The following is a 17,755-nucleotide window of genomic DNA, read 5'->3' as shown; positions in this document are numbered from 1 at the left end:
CCGAGGCTACATGGACGTATTCACGCCGTCCCCCTCAACCGGACCCACCCCGCCATCCCACGGAATGCCGCTTCTGACGTTGACGTTGACGTTGACGTTAGCGGGTGCAGGGCTGCAAGCCCTGCAGAAAACATCACCTCACGGGAACATCGAAGGCGGTGTCGGCATCCGGCTCCGGCTGCAGCGTGTAGTGCCACCACTCCTGCGGGTAGTTGGCAAACCCGCGCCGCGCCATCGCCTGCAGCAGCCGCTGCCGGTTGTCCCGCTGTGCCGCTGTCAGCCCGGCAGCATCGGTATGCGCGCGCACGCCGAAGAAATCGAAGTCGGTGCCCATGTCCATCACCACGCACGCGCCACGGCGGCAGTCCAGCAGGCCCAGATCCACCGTCGCACCGCGGCTGTGGCCCGAGCGTTCGGCAATGTAGCCATCGGCCAGCAACTGCGGCTTGTCCAGGTCCGGGTACTGCAGCACCTTGCGCGACCGCTCGCGCGGATCATTCACCCAGGCCATGAACGCCTGCACCGAATGTACCGGCCGGTAGCAGTCGTAAAGGCGCAGCGCGTAGCCCTCGGCGCGCAGGTCGCCTTCCACCGCGGCCAGCGCCTTGGCGACCGGGGCCAGCAGATAGCACGACGGCGCGTCATAGCCCGGCACCCGCGCGCCGGTGAAATTGTTGCGGCTGGCGTAGCGGATATCCAGGTCGATCTGCGGGGCCAGCGCACGGATCTCCAGCAGACCGGCACTGGCCGCATCGGTGGCCGGCGAGATGCGCGGGGGTTCAGCGGCGTGCGTGCTGCCCGCCAGGGCAATCGCCAGTACGAGTGAAATGCAGGTCCTGGAAGTCATAGCTGAAGTCGATGTCCGGATCGATGGCGCGCAGTTGCAGCGTGGGCGGTGCACCGCCATCGGGCTGCAGCCATGCCTGCGCGGATGGCTCCAGCCTATCCCAGTGCAACCGCCAGCGCTGCCCTTGCTGCATCACCGCCGCTGCCAGTTTCGGCGAACGCAGCACCTCGAACCGCAGCGTGCCCGCAACCGGGCACAACGTGGCCTCGCCCAGCCAGGGATCACGGTAGCGCCCTTGTTGCGACTTCAGCGCGCTGGCACCGGCTGGCTCGATCGGATCGAGATGCCCGTCAACAGGCCCGATCACATCGGTGCGGCCCCGCTCGTCGGCCAACGCCTGCAGATAGCCGGTGGCAGTCTGGCCCTCGGCAGGGGCAGTGAAGCGCTTCAGCATCGCCTGCATCAGCACCGTGCGTGCATCCTCGCCCTCGCCGTTCATCAGCATCACCACGCCCACCTTGCGGTCCGGCAACAGGGCCAGCGAGGAATACATGCCCGAGAGCGTTCCGGTGTGTGCCACCTTCCACTGCCCATCCATGTCCGACACACGCCAGCCGTAGCCATAACCGTAGAAATGCGCGTTGTCCCAGCGACGCTGGCGCTCACCCAGCGGCATCGGCATGTGCAGGGTCCACAGCGTGCGTCGCTGGTCGCTGCCCAGCCAGCCCGGCACCAGCGCCGGGTCCAGCAGTACCTGCATCCAGCGCGTCATGTCGCGCAGCGAACAGCGGATGCCGCCGGCAGCCATCGAGGTCAGATCAGGGCTGGTCGCGCCATCGGCATTGACCACCACGTTGCGGCCCCCGCGCCAGGCGTGCGGCTGGGCCACGTTGCCAACACGCTCCACCGACCACGCGCCCACCTGGCAACGGTCCATGCCCAAAGGCATGAAGACCTGCTCACGCATCAACTGGTCATAGGGCTTGCCACCAGCAGCCGCCGCCACTTCGCCGGCCACGACGTACATCAGGTTGTCGTAGGCATAGCCGCTGCGGAAGCTGGTGACCGGCTTGAGGTGGGCCAGCCCGGCGATGATGTCGGCACGGGTGAAGGCGTTGGGTTCGGGCCACAGCATCAGATCGCCGGCGCCCAGGCCCAGGCCGCTGTTGTGGATGAGCAGGTCGCGCACCTGCAGGTGCTCGCCTACCCATGGGTCGTGCATGGTGAAGCCGGGCAGGTGCTTCCGCACCGGGTCATCCCAGCGCAGCCTGCCCTGTTCCACCAGCCGTGCCAGCAGCGCGGCAGTCATGGCCTTGCTGTTGGAGGCGATCTTGAACAGCGTGTCTTCGTCGATGCGCCCACCATCACCGCGTGTGCCTTCGGCGTGCTGGTAGACCACCTTTCCCTGTTCGACCACGGCCATGGCCAGGCCGGGCAGGTGCTCGTGCTGGACGACGGCGGCGACATCGGCATCGATGGCGGCGGTGGCAGTCGATTCCGCCGCCACCGCCGGCAACACAATCACCGCGGCCATGCATGCGTAGCCTCGGCAACGACGGCCGGCCGCGTGCCCGTAGAGTCGAGCCTGCTCGACTGACCGGCGTCCGACAACCCGCGAAAGGCAGTCGAGCATTCTCGACTCTACCGGGCTGCCGGCCACCCGCGCAGCGTGCCTCAGAAGTTCCACGTCACCACCAGCTGCGTGTACCGCGGTGCCTGCCAGCGCGTGCCGGTAGCGAAGGTGGCTTCGCGGTACTGGCCGGGCTGTGCTTCATAGCGCTGGTGCACATTGATGGTCTTCTGGTTGTTGGTCAGGTTGTACACCGACAGCCGCGCGCTCAGGTCGATACCCTCCACCGGCAGACGCCAGGTGACGTTGGCCCCCATCGTCCAGGTCCACGGCAGGCGACCGAACGCACCGCGCGGGCTGTACTCGAACTGGCGCTGGCCATACGGCCCGGAGCAGTTGGCCACGCACAGCCAGCCGGTGCCACCGCCGCTGCCTTCGCTGGAGGTGCTGCCACCGGCGATGGTGTCATTGGGCCACATCACGCCATAGGCGGTGATCGGGCCGCCGGACTGCACCTGCACGGTGGTGCCGAACGACCACTGCTTGTTCAGCGCATACGCCGCACGCAGCTTGAACTGGTGGCGGAAGTCGTTGAACAGAACGCCGTAGCGTTCGTTGGTGGCCGGGTGGTCCCAGTACTGCACCATGCCGGTGTCGCCGTAGTTGGTATCGGAGTTCACCGGGCCTTCGAAGTTGCCATCGCTGCGCGACCACAGGTAGGACGCGTTGAGCATCCACTTCTCGTCCCAGGCACGGTCGATCTGCAGTTCCAGGCCCTTGTAGGTGCGCTTGGGCTTGGAATAACCGATGACCTCGCCACTGCCGCCCTTGCGGTAGCCGCTGCTGGCGGTGTCGATGGTGATCCAGCCTTCCTGCGCGCAGCCGATGCTCTGGTCGCCCCAGAGGGTCAACGACTCGCCGGGGTTGCCGATCGGCCACAGCGTGCTCGGGGTCGGGCCGCACGGGGTGTAGTTGATGCGGATGTCATCCAGTGCGCGGGTCATGCGCCGGTAGGTGGCATTGACGCCCCAGGACCAGGCCGCGTTGATCATGCTCTGGAAACCGAGGATGTACTCGTCCTGGTAGACCGCCTTCAGGTCGCGGTCCACGCTCTGCCGCAGATCCGCGCCGCCGGTGTTCATGCGGGTGTCGGTCGGCCCGATCTGCGCGCCGATGATCGGCGACATGTACGCCGAACCGGTCGGCGAGGTCTTCTGCTCCCAGCCTTCCAGCACGTAGTAGCTGTATTCGTCGGTGAGGCCACCTGCGAAGTTGACGTTGATGTTGTTGGTGACCGGCAGGTAGTAGCGGCCTGCGTTGCCGAACAGCTTGGTGCTGCCATCGCCGCGCATGTCCCAGGAGAAACCCACGCGCGGGGCGAACAGGTCGTCCATCTTGATGAAGGCGTCGCCCCGCGCGGTGCGGTTCTCGAAGCGGTCCCAGCGGATGCCGAGGTTGAGCATCAGGTCGGGGGTGATGTTCCAGATGTCTTCCAGGTAGAAGGCATTGGCTTCGGTTTCGAATTTACCACCGGACTGGCGGTTGCGTGCGCGCAGCATCTCGGTGACGCCGGCCGGCACGTAGGCGTTGGCGCCATCCCACACTTCATCGCCGGGCCGCGCGACGTAGGCGGTGTAGCTCAGCGCGGTCGGCCCCGGGTAGCGCGTCGACTGGTCGGTGGTCATCAGCTCGCGGTCCAGGCCGAAGCGCAGCAGGTGGTCGCCCAGCTGCCATTCGAAATCCAGGCGCGCCACATCGCGGGTGTCATCGCGTTCGGCCACGGCAGTGCCGGTGGGATGGCAGCCGGCCCGCAGACCCTGCAGCTTGTACAGGCGGGTACCGTAGGTGCTGTCGGTGAATACCGGGCTGCAGGCCTGGTCCAGCGAGGAATGGGTGAACGCACGCTGGTTGTTCTGGCCGACCATGGCACGGGCGGTGAAGTTCTGGCCGAAGTGGCCGGTGTAGGTGGCCGACCAGTTTATTCCACCGGTCTCGGTCACCGAGTCGCCACCCCATGCACCGATCTGGTCATCGTCCCAGTCATAGCCGTAGGACGCATTGGTGACATCGCCCTCATCGGAGAACGCCAGCAGGGCCAGGCTGTGGTTGTCGTTGATGTTCCAGTCCAGCTTGGTGCCCCAGAAGCCGTTGCCGGAATCATTCTTGAACCAGGTGCTGCCATCGGACGAGGTGTTGTGGCCCTTGTCGCTGCGGTCTTCGTACATCGCAAACAAGAACAGCTTGTCCTTGATGATCGGGCCCGAGCCCCAGACGTTGGTCTTGAAGAACGAGTTGTTGTCGCGGCTGCCGTAGGAATGCGCGGTGCCGTCGCGATGGAAGTGATCCCGCCCGCTGGCACGCCACGCGCTGGGCTCGGCAGTCACTTCCACGCCGCCTTCGAATTCGTTGCTGCCCGAGCGGGTCACCGCGTTGATGACACCACCGGTGGAGCGGCCGAACTCCACCGAGTAGCCGCCGGTCTTGACCTGGAATTCGTTGAAGAAGGCGAACGGTGCAGTACTGAAACCGCGCCGGGTGTACATGTCGGTGACGTTGAGGCCGTTGATGAACACCGCATTCTCGGCCACCGAGGAACCGGCGAAGGAGAGGCCACCGAAGGATGAGTTGCCACCGACCACGCCCGGCGCCATCAATGCCACGGCGGAAAGATCCTGGGCCACCGGCAACCGCGAGATTTCCTGCCGGTTGATGTTGAACGAGGTTTCGGTGGAATGGACATCCACGCGGTTGATCACCCGCGTGCCGGTCACCTGCAGTGCATCGAGGTTGGTCACGCCACCGGCGCTGGCCAGGTTGACCGTGGTGGTACCGCCCACCGCCACGCTGACGGCCACCTGCTCACCCAGTTTCTGCCCGTCGCGGCTGAGCTGCAGCTGGTAGTCGCCCACCGGCAGCTGGCCGAGGCGGTAGCTGCCGTCGGCGGCAACGGTGACGGTGCGGGTCAGGCCGGTACTGCTGCTGACCACGGTGACCTGGTCACCCGCAGTCGCCCGGCCTGCCACCGCGCCACTCACGTTCTGCGCAATCGCCACGCCGGGCAGCATAACGCCCAGACATGCCCCTAGAGCGACGCACAACGCCGCCTGTTTGATGCTGTATGCCTTCATCCCCTGCTCTCTCCTGCAAGAATTGAATGGTGGTGGTGGAGGTGGTGCGCTAGCGTTGCCCGGCCGGCAGTACCTGCCACTGGAAGTCGTAGTTCCATTGGTCGAAGTACAGGTTGCCGCCCGCCCACTCGGCCTCGCCGCGCTGCGAGTCGACCGTTTCCGAGCGGTAATGCTGTTTGGCTGGCACCAGGGGCTGGCCGAAATCATCGTTGAAGGCGATGCGGTAGCCATCCAGGCCACCGAGATAGAAGTCGCGCAGGGCGGGCGTTTCGCTGGCCAGTGCGCCGGTGGTCACGTCCATTGGCAGCCAGCCATACGGCGCCAGGTAGACCGCACCCCAGTCATGCAGGTTGTTGTAACCGCTGCCGTCATCGGAGAACACCATGCCCGACTGCCAGCGCGCGGGAATGCCGTTCATGCGCAGCAGGGCAATCAGCAGCAGGGTCTGCTGCCCGCAGTCGGCGTGGCCGGCGCGCAGCGCGTAATCGCTGATGTTGCTGAGGGTGGCGTATTCGCGTGTGCCCGCCCAAGGGATGCGATCCACTGCGGCGTACAGCCGGCGCACCACCTCATACGGGCGCGTCTCGCCCTGCAGGACCTGGTCGGAAAACAGCTTCAGTGCCGGCGTGAAGCGCACGTGCGGCAGCTGCTCGGCAAGGAACGGCTGCAGCGCGGCGTCGGCCGGCGTGGGTTGCACCCGGGCCGGATCAATCGGCACGTGCCGCGCAGAGATCGTGGCGGCGTAGCGGATCTCGAAGCGGGTGGGCTGCCCGGCAACCGCAGTAGCTTCCAGATAGGCCGTGCGCTGGAGGGTGCTGACCGGGGCGACGCGTGCGGCGCTCGGCGTGCTGCCCAACCACTGCACGTGTTCCTGCTGACCGGGAATCTCGCGCGGGTAAGGAATCCACGCACGGATGGTTTCGCCGGCCGGTACCGCATCGGCCTTCACCGTCAGCGACTGGGCAAAGGCAGTGCGCTGCGGCAGCACCGACGTCCTGCCACTCTGGGCAGCAGCCGCAACCACGCGCGCATGGTGCGCGTTGAGCACTTCATTCGGGCCCGGCGCAGGCATCGGCGCATCGGCACGACGGCGTGCGCGTGCTTCATCGCTGAGCAGGAACAGGTTGGACGGCGCGCGCTTGAAGTACCCGCGCGTGCCATCGATATCCAGGTGTTCGATCAGGCCGAGCTGATCCCAGCGCGCGAACTCGGCATCGGTCAGATCGGGAATCCAGCGGCGCACGGCGGCCTTTGCTGCGGCCTCGTCCAGGCTGAAATCCAAGCGGATGCGGCGCATGCGTTCGCGCTGCCAGGCCGCCGTGGCAGGCAGCCCGCCCGCTGCGAAAAGGGCGTCGGCCTGCGCAAAGCGACCGGCGTCGACCAGATCGATCAGCCGCGTTTCACCCGCGCCCTGCCCCTGCATGTCCTGCGCCGCAGCTGACGATGCCCACAGCAGCAGCGCGGCACACAAGCCGGCAGCAGCAGGCAGACGCAGTTTGCGAACGGCGGGATCCACGGCGACACTTCCCCAGCGCGGGTGGTAACGGCTGTGTAACACGGCGCAGATGAGAGGTCAATAATTTATTCTTGCTTTCGCAGGCGAAAGGAATAACTATTCCCAAAGGCATTCGAGGAGGATGTGCAACGCATGATCCTGGCTTCCCGCGTAACGCGCCGTGTCACCTTGGCCCTGTGCCTGCTGGCTGCACCGACATTCGCACAGGCGGCACCATCCCCCGATCCCGGCGCGCCGCTGCCCTATGTCATCGGCCTGCATGAGGCCTACCTGACGCCGCAGTACTGGGCCGCGCGCCTGGATAACGCCGATGCGCCGATCCTGGACCGTGCGCGGATCGATGCGCAGAACGCACGCATGCGGGCGCAGGACGCGCACATCCAGGATATCGCTGCATTACCTGCGCAGCTCCCCGCTGCCCAGGTACGCGCCAGCATCACCGCGTTGTCGACGTGGCCGACACGGGCACTGTATGACGAGCGCGGCCAGCCCATCGCAGCCACCCTGCGTGCCGCCATCGAGGCCAACCTGGGCCTGGATGACATCACCGCACAGACCACGCCGCGCTATGGCCTGGTGGTGAAGCGCGCCGCGCTGCGCACCTTCCCCACCCGCCAGCGCGTCTTCAGCAGCACCGGCGATACCGATATTGACCGCTTCCAGGAATCGGCGCTGTTCCCCGGTGACAAGGTGGCCGTGATCCATCGCAGCGCCGACGGCCGCTGGCTGTTCGTGCACAGCGAACGCTACAGCGCCTGGATCGACGCCGAATCGGTGGCCACCGGCGAGAAGGCCAGCGTGCTGGGCTATGGCACGCAGGGTCCCTACCGCATCGTCACCGGCGCCACGGCAACCACTGCGTTTACCCCGGAAGAGCCGCGTGTATCGCGCCTGCAGCTGGACATGGGCGTGCGCCTGCCGGTGCTGGCCGACTGGCCCGCCGCCACACCGGTCAACGGCCAGCAGGCGCACGCCGCCTGGGTGGTGCAGCTGCCGGTACGCGAAGCCGATGGCCAGTTGAAGCTGGTACCTGCGCTGCTGCCGCGTTCGCAGGACACCGCCAGCGACTACCTGCCGCTGACCCCGCGCCTGTTGTTGCAGCAGGCCTTCAAGTTCCTCGGTGAACGCTACGGCTGGGGCCACGACTACGACACCCGCGACTGCAGTGGCTTTGTGTCGGAGATCTACCGCAGCTTCGGCGTATTGCTGCCGCGCAATACCAGTGCGCAGGCGATCAGCCCCGCGCTGGACCGCCTACCCTTCACTGAAAAGACCGGAAAGGCCGCGCGCGACCGCGCCGTGACCGCCCTGCAGGTGGGCGACCTGGTCTACATCCCCGGCCACGTGATGATGGCCATCGGCCATGTCGACGGCCGCACCTGGGTCATCCACGATACGGCGGGCGGCAGCTGGTTCGATGCTGACGGCACGCGCGTACAGGCCCATCTCAATGGTGTTTCAGTCACGCCGCTGGAGCCGATGATGGCCAGCGACACTGTCCGCTACATCGACCGCATCACCAACATCCAGCGCCTGCGGGCCAAGACTACCGAATGAAGATCACCGCCATCGAACTGGGCATGCTGCGCGTGCCGCTGAAGACACCGTTCAAGACCGCGCTGCGCACGGTGGAAACCGTGGAAGACGTGTTGGTGCTGATCCGCACCGACACCGGCAACACCGGCTACGGCGAAGCACCGGCCACGGCGGTCATCACCGGCGATACGCACGGCTCGATCATCGAAGCGGTCCGCCATTTCATCGCCCCGCGCCTGATCGGCCAGGAGGTGGTCAACCTCAACCACCTGTGCACGCTGGTACAGACCGCCATGGAGCGCAACACCAGTGCCAAGGCGGCAGTGGAGATCGCGCTGTACGACCTGTGGGCGCAGCTGCATGGCGCGCCGCTGTACCAGATGCTGGGCGGTGGTGATCCGGTCATCACCACCGACATCACCATCAGCGTGGACTACATCGACAAGATGGTGGCCGATTCACTGTCGGCCATCGAACGTGGCTTCGAGTCGCTGAAGATCAAGGTCGGCAAGGACATCGGCCTGGACATCGAACGGGTGAAAGCGATCCACGCCGCCGTGCAGGGCCGTGCTCTGCTGCGCCTGGATGCCAACCAGGGCTGGACCGCCAAGCAGGCGGTGCATGCCATGCGCACGCTGGAAGATGCCGGCGTGGTGCTGGAACTGCTGGAACAGCCGGTGAAGGCCGCCGACATCATCGGCCTGAAGTACGTGACCGACCGGGTCAACACGCCGGTGATGGCCGACGAAAGCGTGTTCAGCCCGAGCCAGGTGATGGACCTGATCCAGCAGCGCGCGGCCGACATCATCAACATCAAGCTGATGAAGACCGGCGGACTGTCCAATGCGATCCGCGTTGCCGACATCGCCGGCATCTATGGCGTGCCATGCATGATCGGCTGCATGATCGAATCGAGCATCAGTGTGGCCGCCGCCGTGCACCTGGCCGTGGCCAAGAGCGATGTGATCACCAAGGTCGACCTGGACGGCCCCTCGCTGGGCCAGTTCGACCCGGTCAGCGGCGGCGTGCAGTTCAACGAATCGGAGATCAGCATCAGCGACGTGCCGGGGCTGGGCATCACCGAAGTACGCGGGCTGGAGATGCTGGGTTGACTTGCGCCTTGCGGCTGGCTTGGTCCTCAACTGATCCTGGGTCGCGCGTTACTTTTCTTTGCGCGCAAAGAAAAGTAACCAAAAGAAACGCTCCGCCATCCGCGAGCCGCCGTGCTGCGCACGCCGGTACCCTGCGCTCCTCGGCCCGCTACAAGGCGGACTCAACGCCCAAAGCAACAGCTGCACCCAGTAGATCCACGCCATGCGTGGATGCACCTGCTCTTGCTTCTGCCCTACCCCGTAACCCCTTCGCAGCTGGCACGCGCGCGATCTGTCCGGGGTCGGGCGGGTGGGGATTGCGGGGGTGTCCGCCGCATGGGCCCGAGGCATGCCTCGGGCGGGTTGGGCAGGACGCCCAACCCCGGTCTTGCCGTGTGCGCAGGACAGCGCAAACGAGCAAGCGCGGCCAAGCCTACACGGACGTACTTGCGGCGTCCCCCGCAATCCCCACCCGCCCGACCCACCCCATAATTCGCTTTACGCGGCCAACCGCAACGCCTTTGCAGCCCCCCGGACGCCCCGCATGCCGCCCCTGCTGAAAATACGTACCGAGCGTGGGCAGATGTCGGCCATCGAACGCCGCATCGCCGATTTCATCCTCGACAACGCCCACCTGCTGCGCGACTACTCCTCGCAGCAGCTGGCAAGCGCGCTGGGCATCAGCCAGTCCAGCGTGGTCAAGTTCAGCCAGAAGCTGGGCTTCAAGGGCTACCCGGACCTGAAGTACTCCATCGGCCAGGACGTTGCCCGCGCCGGTGCCGACCCGCAGCAGGCGCCGAGCGAACCGGACAGCGGCGATCACTACCTGCGCCTGAGCGAGGCCCTGCGCCGCAGCAAGGCCCAGGCCGAGGAAGAGACCCGCCAGGCCAACCCGCGCGAGGAGATCGAGCGCATCGTTCGGCTGCTGGACGGCGCGCCCAAGCTGTTCGTCTACGGGCTGGGCGACGACGGCCTGTTCGCGCGCGAGTTCGCCATGCGGCTGTCCCTGCTCGGCCTGCTGGTGGTGCCGCATACCGACCCGGTCCTGCTGCTGGCCAACCTGTCTGCCGCCCGCCCGCGCGATGCGCTGCTGGTGTTTTCCGAATACGGCAACCTGCCGCAGCTCTCGCACCTGTCGCGGCAGTTCCAGAACGTGGGCGGCAAGGTGGTCTCGATCACCCGCCACACCGCCAACCCGCTGCGCGCGCACGCCGATGCGTCGCTGGCGGTGTGCGCGTACGACCGCACGCCGCAGGTGGCACAGCTGCTGTACCGTAGCGCCATGCATGCCCTGCTCGATTTCCTGTTCGTGCTGCTCTGCCACGCCAATCCAGACCGCCAGCGGCAGCTGGCAGTGAATCTGGAACGCATTGACCACCTGCTCGATTCCTGACCGGAGCGCCTGCTGATGAAGCCGTTGTCCCGCCTTGTCACCGCCGCCCTGCTGCTGGCTGCGTCGCTGTCCCTGCATGCTGCGCCGCTGGACGGGGCGCGGCAATTGATCGTCGTCACCAGCCAGGGCTGGGACAGCACCCAGGGCCAGCTGCAGGCGTTCGTGCGCGATGGCAAGGGCTGGCGCGCACACGGCGCGGCCTTCCCGGTCGCGCTGGGCCGCAGTGGCAGCGCCTGGGGCCTGGGCCTGCACCCGGCACAGGGCGAGGGCCCGCAGAAGCAGGAGGGCGATGGCCGCAGCCCGGCAGGCGTATTCGCCCTGGGCAGCGCGTTCGGCTACGCCGGCACCCGCCCGGGTACCGCCATGGCCTACCAGCCGATGCTCGACACCAGCTACTGCATGGATGTGCCGGCCTCACCGTTCTACAACCGCATCGTCGACGCAGCCAAGGTGGGCCGCGCGGCCGTCCAGGGCTCCACCGAACCGATGCGGCTGGACCTGCACGACAACGGCGACGTGCGCTACCAGGAAGGCTTCGTGATCGCGCACAACCCGCAGAACCAGCCTGGCAAGGGCAGCTGCATCTTCGCCCACCTGTGGCGTCAGCCGGGTGAGGCCACCGCCGGCTGCACGGCCATGCCGCAGGCGCGCATGCAGGCCCTGCTGGACTGGCTGCGGCCGCAGGACACGCCGCGCTTCGTGCTGCTGCCGCGCGCCGAGTACGCGCGCCTGCAGGCGCAATGGCAGCTTCCCGCGCTGGCCGGGGCAGGTAAATGAGCGCACAGGACGAACCGCAGCTGCAGCGCGCGGTCAGCCGCTGGCAGATCGTCGGCCTGTCGATCAATGATGTGGTCGGCAGCGGCATCTACCTGCTGCCCGCCGCCACCGTTGCCCTGCTCGGGCCCTTCAGCCTGTGGGGCGTGGTCGCCGCCGGCATCGTCGTAGCCCTGCTGGTGCTGTGCTATGCGCAGGCTGCCAGCTACTTCGATGAACCCGGCGGCAGCTACCTGTACGCGCGCGAAGCATTCGGCCGCTTCGCCGGCTTCGAGATCGGCTGGATGATCTGGCTGACCCGCATCAGCTCGGCCGCCGCGCTCAGCAACGCACTGGCCGATGCCGTTGCCCGGTTCTGGCCGTGGGCCGGCGCCGGCATGGGCCGCATCGCGGTCATCGTGGTGTCGCTGGGCTTCCTGACCGGGGTCAACATCATCGGTGTGCGCTCGGCCGCCCGCACCGGCATCGTACTGGTCATCGGCAAGATGCTGCCGCTGCTGCTGTTCGTGGCCATCGGCGCGTTCCATATCGACCCGCAGCTGGCGTTCTCCGGCCAGCGCCCGGACCCGCACGACCTGCAGCGCATGGGCGAAGCCGCGCTGCTGCTGCTGTACGCCTACGCCGGGTTCGAGAACATCCCGGCCGCCGCCGGCGAGTACCGCAACCCGCGCCGCGACATCCCGTTCGCGCTGATCACCATGATCGTCACCGTCACCGTCATCTACGGCGCGGTGCAGCTGGTGGCGCAGGGCACGCTGGCCGGCCTGGCCAGCTCGGCCACACCGCTGGCCGATGCCGCCGCCGGTTTCGGTGGCGAAGCCCTGGCACTGATCCTCACCGTCGGTGCGACCATCTCCATCCTCGGCACCAACAGCAACACGATGATGATGGGCCCGCGCTTCCTGTTCGCCCTGGCGCGCGATGGCTACGGGCCGAAGGTGCTGGCGCAGGTGCATCCGCGCTTCCGCACGCCGGCCGCCGCGATCTTCTGCCAAGGGCTGATCGCGCTGGGGCTGGCGTTGTCCGGTTCGTTCGTGCAGTTGGCCCTGCTGTCGATGACCACGCGGCTGTTCGCCTACATCGGCACGGCGGCGGCAGTGCTGGTGCTGGCCAAGCGCTATGCCGACCGGCCCGGCGCGTTGAAGCTGCCCGGCGGTCCGCTCATTCCGGTGCTGGCGCTGCTGCTGTGCGTGGGCCTGTTTGCCAGTGCCAGCTGGCAGAACATCGCCGCCGCGCTGGTCGCCTTCGCCATCGGTGCGGTGATCTACCTGCTGCCGCGCAAGGCCGACGCGACCTGATCTTCACGCAACCGGCCCGGGCGGTTAACCGCGGCGCGGGCACCATCAGGCTTCGTCCACCATGGAGCCCGACCGATGCCCGACTACCAGATTCCCGGCCGCGTGCCGGATGACAGCACCCCGCGCGACACCATTTCCGACTACTGGCGCGATCGCTACAGCGCCGAGCCGTATTACGACGCGAGCCTGCTGTTCGATGACTATGAACCGGCCTACCACGTCGGGCATGCCGCGCGCTTCCACGAGACCCGCGCCGACCAGGTGATCCGCGCCTACGAAGAGGTTGAGCGCGAGCTGGAATCGCGCTGGGCCAGCGATCGTGGCCGCAGCCGCCTGGAATGGGCGCAGGCCCGTGCGGCCGTGCGTCGTGGCTGGGATGAAGCGCACACCGTGGACCCACGCCTGGGGCGTATTGGCTGACACGCGCGCCCGTTGTAGAGCCGAGCCCACGCTCGGCTGCTTCGGCCGTCGCAGCGTCGAGCTTGCTCGACGGATCGTGGGAGCATCCACGCATGGCGTGGATCTACGAAGCTGCCGTTACTCGCGTTCCGGCAGCGGCGGCATGGCTACCGTGCGGCTCGGTTCACCAGCATTGGCTGCAATCAGATCGCGGGTGTTCTTCTGCACCGCCACCGCGCCGAACAGCGACAGCGCGAACGCCATGCCGTAGAAGCCCTTCTCGCTCAGCACCAGGGTAGCGTTCCACAGGCCGACCAGCAGCAACAGCAGCGAGGACAGCAGGGCGAACCAGCACAGCGCGTAGTACAGACCGCTGACCGGGATGTTCTCCACCCGATCCCGTACGCTCTTCTGCAGCGACACCGCCGCGAACAGGCCAAACAGCAGCAGGGTCAGGTAGTAGCCCTTTTCGTTGAGGGCCATGTCGGCGTTGAACAGGCCGATCAGGTAGGCCACCGCGCCCAGCAGGAGGGCCACCCAGGAGGCGGCGATGAAGGCGGGCGACGGCTTGGGAGTGACAGTTGGTTGCATTGCAGTTCCTTGGCAGACAACGGGCACGCTTTGCCCGGATGCCCCACCGTAGACCATTGGCCCCGCGCCGCACAGGGGGCAGCAGGACCTTTGGACCACGCGACTCTTCACTGCGGTGGTGTACAACGGGGTATGGCCATCCGCATCCCCACCCTGGAGATACCCATGACCCGTCCTGCGAAACGTACGCCCCTGCTGCTCGCCATGAGCCTGCTGCCCATCCTTGCCACCTCCGCCTGCAATGCCGCCGGCCCGGCCACGACGCCGGCTGCCCAGTCCTCGCCGGCAGCGACCAGCGCCGACCAGCGCCCGTTCACCGCCACCGAGGTCAGCCGCTTCGACCAGCCGTGGGCGATGACCTTCCTGCCCGACGGCAGCCTGCTGGTCACCGAAAAGCGCGGCAAGCTGCAGCACCTGGACCTGGCCAGCGGCCAGAAGCACGAGATCACCGGCGTGCCGAAGGTGGCCTATGGCGGCCAGGGCGGCTTCGGTGACGTCATCCTGCATCCCGACTTCGCCCGCAACAATGTGGTCTACGTCAGCTACGCCGAGGAAGGCACGCTGGACACCCGCGGTGCCGCCGTCGCCCGGGCCATCCTGGCGCTGAACGCCGATGGCAGCGGTGCGCTCAAGGATCTGAAGGTGATCTGGCGGCAGACACCCAAGGTCAGCGGGCAGGGCCATTACGGCCACCGTCTGGCGTTCGGCCCCGATGGCAAGCTGTGGATCAGCTCCAGCGAGCGGCAGAAGTTCGATCCTGCCCAGGACATGAGCGGCAACCTCGGCAAGATCATCCGTCTCAATGACGATGGCAGCGTGCCGGCGGACAATCCGTTCGCCTCGCAGGGCGGTGTCGCGGCCCAGGTCTGGTCGCTGGGCCACCGCAACGTGCTGGGCATCGCCTTCGATGCCAACGGCAAGCTGTGGGCGCAGGAAATGGGCCCGGCCGGTGGCGACGAACTGAACCTGATCCAGCGCGGTGCCAACTACGGCTACCCGATCGTTTCCAACGGCGATCATTACGACGGCCGCCCGATTCCCGACCACGACACCCGTCCGGAATTCGCCGCACCGAAGGTCACATGGAACCCGGTGATCTCGCCGGCCGGGCTGATGTTCTACAGCGGCAACCTGTTCCCGCAGTGGAAGGGCAGCGCCTTCATCGGCGGCCTGTCGTCCACCTCGCTGGTGCGGGTGGCGTTTGACGGCGACAACGCGCGCGAAGCCGAGCGCTTCAACATGGGCGAACGCATCCGTGAAGTGGAACAGGGCCCCGACGGCGCACTGTGGCTGCTGGAAGACGGCAGCAAGGCCCGCCTGCTGAAGCTCACCCCGAAAGCCTGACCCGGTCATGCCGGCCGCTGGCCGGCATCGCCCCTTCAGCAACGGCCCCGCATGCGGGGCCGTTCCCGTTTACTGGATGGTGCTGACCTTCACCTCGGACCGGGCACAGGCCGTGTCCAGGCACTCACCGGTCAGCCAGACCTGGCCATCACCGATCATCACGCCCTGCTGATTGACGAAGACCTTGCCGAAATCCTGTCCGGACATCGCCTTGACCACCGCTGGGGTGATGATCTTCTCGTAGTTGCGCTGGAACTCGCCCGGGCCAGTGATCTTCTTCCCATCGGTGACATTGAGCGGGAAGCGCACTTGCTCGACCACGGCCGCGCGGTCTCCGCCGACCACGGCGGCCTTGAAGGCGTTGAAGACCTTTTCGTACTGCGCGGTCTCACCCAGCACCGTGTCGATACGGGCACGGGCATCGCCCTCTCCGGCCGCAGCCGCATCGGGCGTGGTGCTGGCGGCTGCCTTTGCCGGCGTGGCGCCGGTCATCGGCGGCGGCACATCGGCAGCCGGCGCGGCAGGCGGTGCTGGCTGCGAGCAGGCGGCCAGCAGCAGGGCCGGAATCAGGAAAGTCGTCGTGCGCATGCGCGGACTCCATCGGATCAAGTCTCCGATGGTAGCCCCGCCCCAGTGAGGACAACAAAAAGGGGACGGAGGGGATTAAGTCGTTTGTGCCACAAACGGCTTAATCCCCTCCGTCCCCTTTTTGCGGCAGCTGTCAGCCCTTCAGCAGCTCGAACTGCACCGCTTCACCGGCAGCCGACGAGGCGCAGACCCACAGGTCGAACAGGCCCGGCTCGGCACGCAGCACGCCATCGCGGCCGGTGAAGGCCAGCTGCTCGCGGCGCAGGGTGAAGCTCACCTCGGTCGACTCGCCCGGCTGCAGGGCGACCTTGCGGAAGTCCTTCAGCTCGCGCACCGGCCGCACGCGGCTGGCCACGCGGTCGTGCACGTACAGCTGCACCACTTCCTCACCAGCCACGGCGCTGGTGTTGGTCAGCGTGGTGGTCACCGTCAGGGTGTCGTCCCAGCCCAGCTGGGCCGCGCTCACCTGCGGCACGCCATAGGCGAAGGTGGCGTAGCCGATGCCGTGACCGAACGGGTACAGCGGTTCGTTCGGAATCTCGCGCCAGCGTGCCTTGAACTCCGACATGGTCGGCAGTTCCGGGCGGCCGGTACGCGGGTGGTTGTAGAAGTACGGCTGCTGGCCGGACACCTGCGGGAAGCTGACCGGCAGGCGGCCGGACGGGCTGTAGTCGCCAAACAGCACATCGGCCACGGCATGGCCGGTCTGCGTGCCCAGGTACCAGGTGACCGCCACGGCATATGCGTTGCGCACCGCCCCCTGCAGCGCCAGCGCGCGGCCATTGCGCAGCAGCACCACCAGCGGCTTGCCGGTCATCGCCACGGCCTCGGCCAGCGCCTGCTGTGCCGGCGGCAGGGTGATCTCCACGCGCGACTGCGCTTCGCCGCTGTACCGCTGCGGCTCGCCCAGCGCCAGCACCACCACGTCGGCGCGCAGCGCTGCGGCCACAGCCGCCTCGGTGCCGCCGGGAATCGCGGTTTCAAGATCACAGCCGGGCACGATCTCCAGCAGCGATTCATCGCCGATGGCCGCGCGCACGCCGGTTTCCAGGTCCACGTAACGCTGCTTGTCGCCGAACAGGGTCCAGCAGCCTTCGATGTTCTCGCGGTCCTGCACGAATGGACCAATCAGGGCAATCTTCTGCCCGCTCTTCTGCAGCGGCAGCACGTTGTCGCGGTTGTTCAGCAGCACGATCGAACGGCGCGCGGCGTCGCGCGACAGCGCGTCATGGGCGGCGATGTGCGAAGTATCCGCTTCGCGCGCCGGGTCCAGCGAACGGTACGGGTCGTCGAACAGGCCGATGGTCTCCTTCAGCCACAGGATGCGGCGCACGCCTTCATCCAGCACCGTCATCGGCACCTCGCCGCTCTCCACCAGGGCCGGCAGGTGCTCGGCGTAGAAACCGCTCTGCATGCTCAGGTCCAGACCGGCGGTAAAGGCCTTGGCGGTGGCATCTCGGTCGTCGGCGGCATAGCCGTGCGCGACCAGTTCCATGTCGGCGGTGTAATCAGAAATGACCACGCCCGGGAACTTCCACTCACCGCGCAGGATGTCGGTCAGCAGCTCGGCGTTGGCACTGGCCGGCACGCCATTGATGTCGTTGAACGAAGACATCACGGTGATCGCGCCCGCGTCGAACGCAGCCTTGAACGGCGGCAGGTGCACGTCGCGCAGGGTCTGCGGCGAGATGTCCACCATGTTGTATTCCATGCCGGCCATCACCGCGCCATAGGCGGCGA

The 17,755-nt window shown here is 67.0% G+C and carries 14 protein-coding genes; 7 read left to right on the top strand and 7 right to left on the bottom strand.

Going from position 1 to position 17,755, the window contains the following annotated elements:
• Positions 1-133 precede the first annotated feature (133 nt).
• The 4 genes from ACQKDV_RS11615 to ACQKDV_RS11600 form a co-directional block, all read right to left on the bottom strand.
• Positions 134-847, bottom strand: coding sequence for a M15 family metallopeptidase (locus ACQKDV_RS11615; protein ID WP_427783896.1), 714 nt, complete (start codon positions 845-847; stop codon positions 134-136).
• Positions 780-2,321, bottom strand: coding sequence for a serine hydrolase domain-containing protein (locus ACQKDV_RS11610; RefSeq protein WP_427783895.1), 1,542 nt, complete (start codon positions 2,319-2,321; stop codon positions 780-782). Before ACQKDV_RS11610 ends, ACQKDV_RS11615 begins: the two co-directional genes overlap by 68 nt.
• 140 nt (positions 2,322-2,461) lie before the next feature.
• Positions 2,462-5,485, bottom strand: coding sequence for a TonB-dependent receptor (locus ACQKDV_RS11605; RefSeq protein ID WP_427783894.1), 3,024 nt, complete (start codon positions 5,483-5,485; stop codon positions 2,462-2,464).
• Between the two features lie 49 nt (positions 5,486-5,534).
• Positions 5,535-7,001 (bottom strand): transglutaminase-like domain-containing protein, encoded by a 1,467-nt coding sequence (locus ACQKDV_RS11600; RefSeq protein ID WP_427783893.1) that lies wholly within the window; start codon positions 6,999-7,001, stop codon positions 5,535-5,537.
• A gap of 132 nt (positions 7,002-7,133) precedes the next feature.
• Here ACQKDV_RS11600 and ACQKDV_RS11595 point away from each other — a divergent pair, with 132 nt between their 5' ends.
• The 6 genes from ACQKDV_RS11595 to ACQKDV_RS11570 all read left to right on the top strand — a co-directional run bounded on the left by ACQKDV_RS11595 (position 7,134) and on the right by ACQKDV_RS11570 (position 13,513).
• Complete coding sequence (locus ACQKDV_RS11595) at positions 7,134-8,558, top strand: SH3 domain-containing protein (protein WP_427783892.1); 1,425 nt, start codon at positions 7,134-7,136, stop codon at positions 8,556-8,558.
• Entirely contained in the window at positions 8,555-9,649 is a 1,095-nt protein-coding gene (locus ACQKDV_RS11590) for a dipeptide epimerase (protein WP_427783891.1), read from the top strand. The genes ACQKDV_RS11595 and ACQKDV_RS11590 overlap by 4 nt, the downstream gene beginning before the upstream one ends.
• 523 nt (positions 9,650-10,172) lie before the next feature.
• The gene (locus ACQKDV_RS11585) at positions 10,173-11,021 is read left to right on the top strand and encodes a MurR/RpiR family transcriptional regulator (RefSeq protein ID WP_427783890.1); all 849 of its coding nucleotides are present in this window, start codon (positions 10,173-10,175) and stop codon (positions 11,019-11,021) included.
• A gap of 15 nt (positions 11,022-11,036) precedes the next feature.
• Complete coding sequence (locus ACQKDV_RS11580) at positions 11,037-11,798, top strand: L,D-transpeptidase family protein (RefSeq protein WP_427783889.1); 762 nt, start codon at positions 11,037-11,039, stop codon at positions 11,796-11,798.
• Complete coding sequence (locus ACQKDV_RS11575) at positions 11,795-13,093, top strand: APC family permease (protein WP_427783888.1); 1,299 nt, start codon at positions 11,795-11,797, stop codon at positions 13,091-13,093. The genes ACQKDV_RS11580 and ACQKDV_RS11575 overlap by 4 nt, the downstream gene beginning before the upstream one ends.
• Before the next feature lie 75 nt (positions 13,094-13,168).
• A complete protein-coding gene (locus tag ACQKDV_RS11570; RefSeq protein WP_427783887.1) occupies positions 13,169-13,513 on the top strand; it encodes a hypothetical protein in 345 nt (114 codons plus the stop codon).
• Between the two features lie 117 nt (positions 13,514-13,630).
• Here ACQKDV_RS11570 and yiaA read toward each other — a convergent pair whose 3' ends face one another.
• The gene (gene yiaA / locus ACQKDV_RS11565; RefSeq protein WP_427783886.1) at positions 13,631-14,083 is read right to left on the bottom strand and encodes an inner membrane protein YiaA; all 453 of its coding nucleotides are present in this window, start codon (positions 14,081-14,083) and stop codon (positions 13,631-13,633) included.
• A 165-nt stretch (positions 14,084-14,248) separates the two neighbouring features.
• On the opposite strand from yiaA, the gene ACQKDV_RS11560 reads away from it, so the two are divergent.
• Positions 14,249-15,427: a PQQ-dependent sugar dehydrogenase gene (locus tag ACQKDV_RS11560; RefSeq protein ID WP_427783885.1), complete on the top strand. Its 1,179-nt coding sequence runs from the start codon at positions 14,249-14,251 to the stop codon at positions 15,425-15,427.
• A gap of 69 nt (positions 15,428-15,496) precedes the next feature.
• Here ACQKDV_RS11560 and ACQKDV_RS11555 read toward each other — a convergent pair whose 3' ends face one another.
• Together ACQKDV_RS11555 and ACQKDV_RS11550 are read right to left on the bottom strand one after the other, a co-directional pair.
• Positions 15,497-16,015: a hypothetical protein gene (locus ACQKDV_RS11555; protein WP_427783884.1), complete on the bottom strand. Its 519-nt coding sequence runs from the start codon at positions 16,013-16,015 to the stop codon at positions 15,497-15,499.
• 133 nt (positions 16,016-16,148) lie between these two features.
• Positions 16,149-17,755 (bottom strand): glycoside hydrolase family 3 C-terminal domain-containing protein (locus ACQKDV_RS11550; RefSeq protein ID WP_427783883.1); only part of this gene is annotated, 1,607 nt, incomplete at its 5' end.

It is taken from the genome of Stenotrophomonas sp. NPDC077659, assembly GCF_050268705.1.
Classification (GTDB): Bacteria; Pseudomonadota; Gammaproteobacteria; order Xanthomonadales; family Xanthomonadaceae; genus Stenotrophomonas.
This window is presented reverse-complemented; position numbering and strand designations above follow the sequence as displayed.

Bases quoted from the DNA above. Each gene is read 5' to 3' on its own strand.
- ACQKDV_RS11580 (WP_427783889.1), top strand. From the start codon at position 11,037: ATGAAGCCGTTGTCCCGCCTTGTCACCGCCGCCCTGCTGCTGGCTGCG.
- ACQKDV_RS11575 (WP_427783888.1), top strand. From the start codon at position 11,795: ATGAGCGCACAGGACGAACCGCAGCTGCAGCGCGCGGTCAGCCGCTGG.
- ACQKDV_RS11610 (WP_427783895.1), bottom strand. From the start codon at position 2,321: ATGGCCGCGGTGATTGTGTTGCCGGCGGTGGCGGCGGAATCGACTGCC.
- ACQKDV_RS11555 (WP_427783884.1), bottom strand. From the start codon at position 16,015: ATGCGCACGACGACTTTCCTGATTCCGGCCCTGCTGCTGGCCGCCTGC.
- ACQKDV_RS11570 (WP_427783887.1), top strand. From the start codon at position 13,169: ATGCCCGACTACCAGATTCCCGGCCGCGTGCCGGATGACAGCACCCCG.
- ACQKDV_RS11590 (WP_427783891.1), top strand. From the start codon at position 8,555: ATGAAGATCACCGCCATCGAACTGGGCATGCTGCGCGTGCCGCTGAAG.
- ACQKDV_RS11605 (WP_427783894.1), bottom strand. From the start codon at position 5,485: ATGAAGGCATACAGCATCAAACAGGCGGCGTTGTGCGTCGCTCTAGGG.
- ACQKDV_RS11585 (WP_427783890.1), top strand. From the start codon at position 10,173: ATGCCGCCCCTGCTGAAAATACGTACCGAGCGTGGGCAGATGTCGGCC.
- ACQKDV_RS11615 (WP_427783896.1), bottom strand. From the start codon at position 847: ATGACTTCCAGGACCTGCATTTCACTCGTACTGGCGATTGCCCTGGCG.
- ACQKDV_RS11595 (WP_427783892.1), top strand. From the start codon at position 7,134: ATGATCCTGGCTTCCCGCGTAACGCGCCGTGTCACCTTGGCCCTGTGC.
- ACQKDV_RS11560 (WP_427783885.1), top strand. From the start codon at position 14,249: ATGACCCGTCCTGCGAAACGTACGCCCCTGCTGCTCGCCATGAGCCTG.
- yiaA (WP_427783886.1), bottom strand. From the start codon at position 14,083: ATGCAACCAACTGTCACTCCCAAGCCGTCGCCCGCCTTCATCGCCGCC.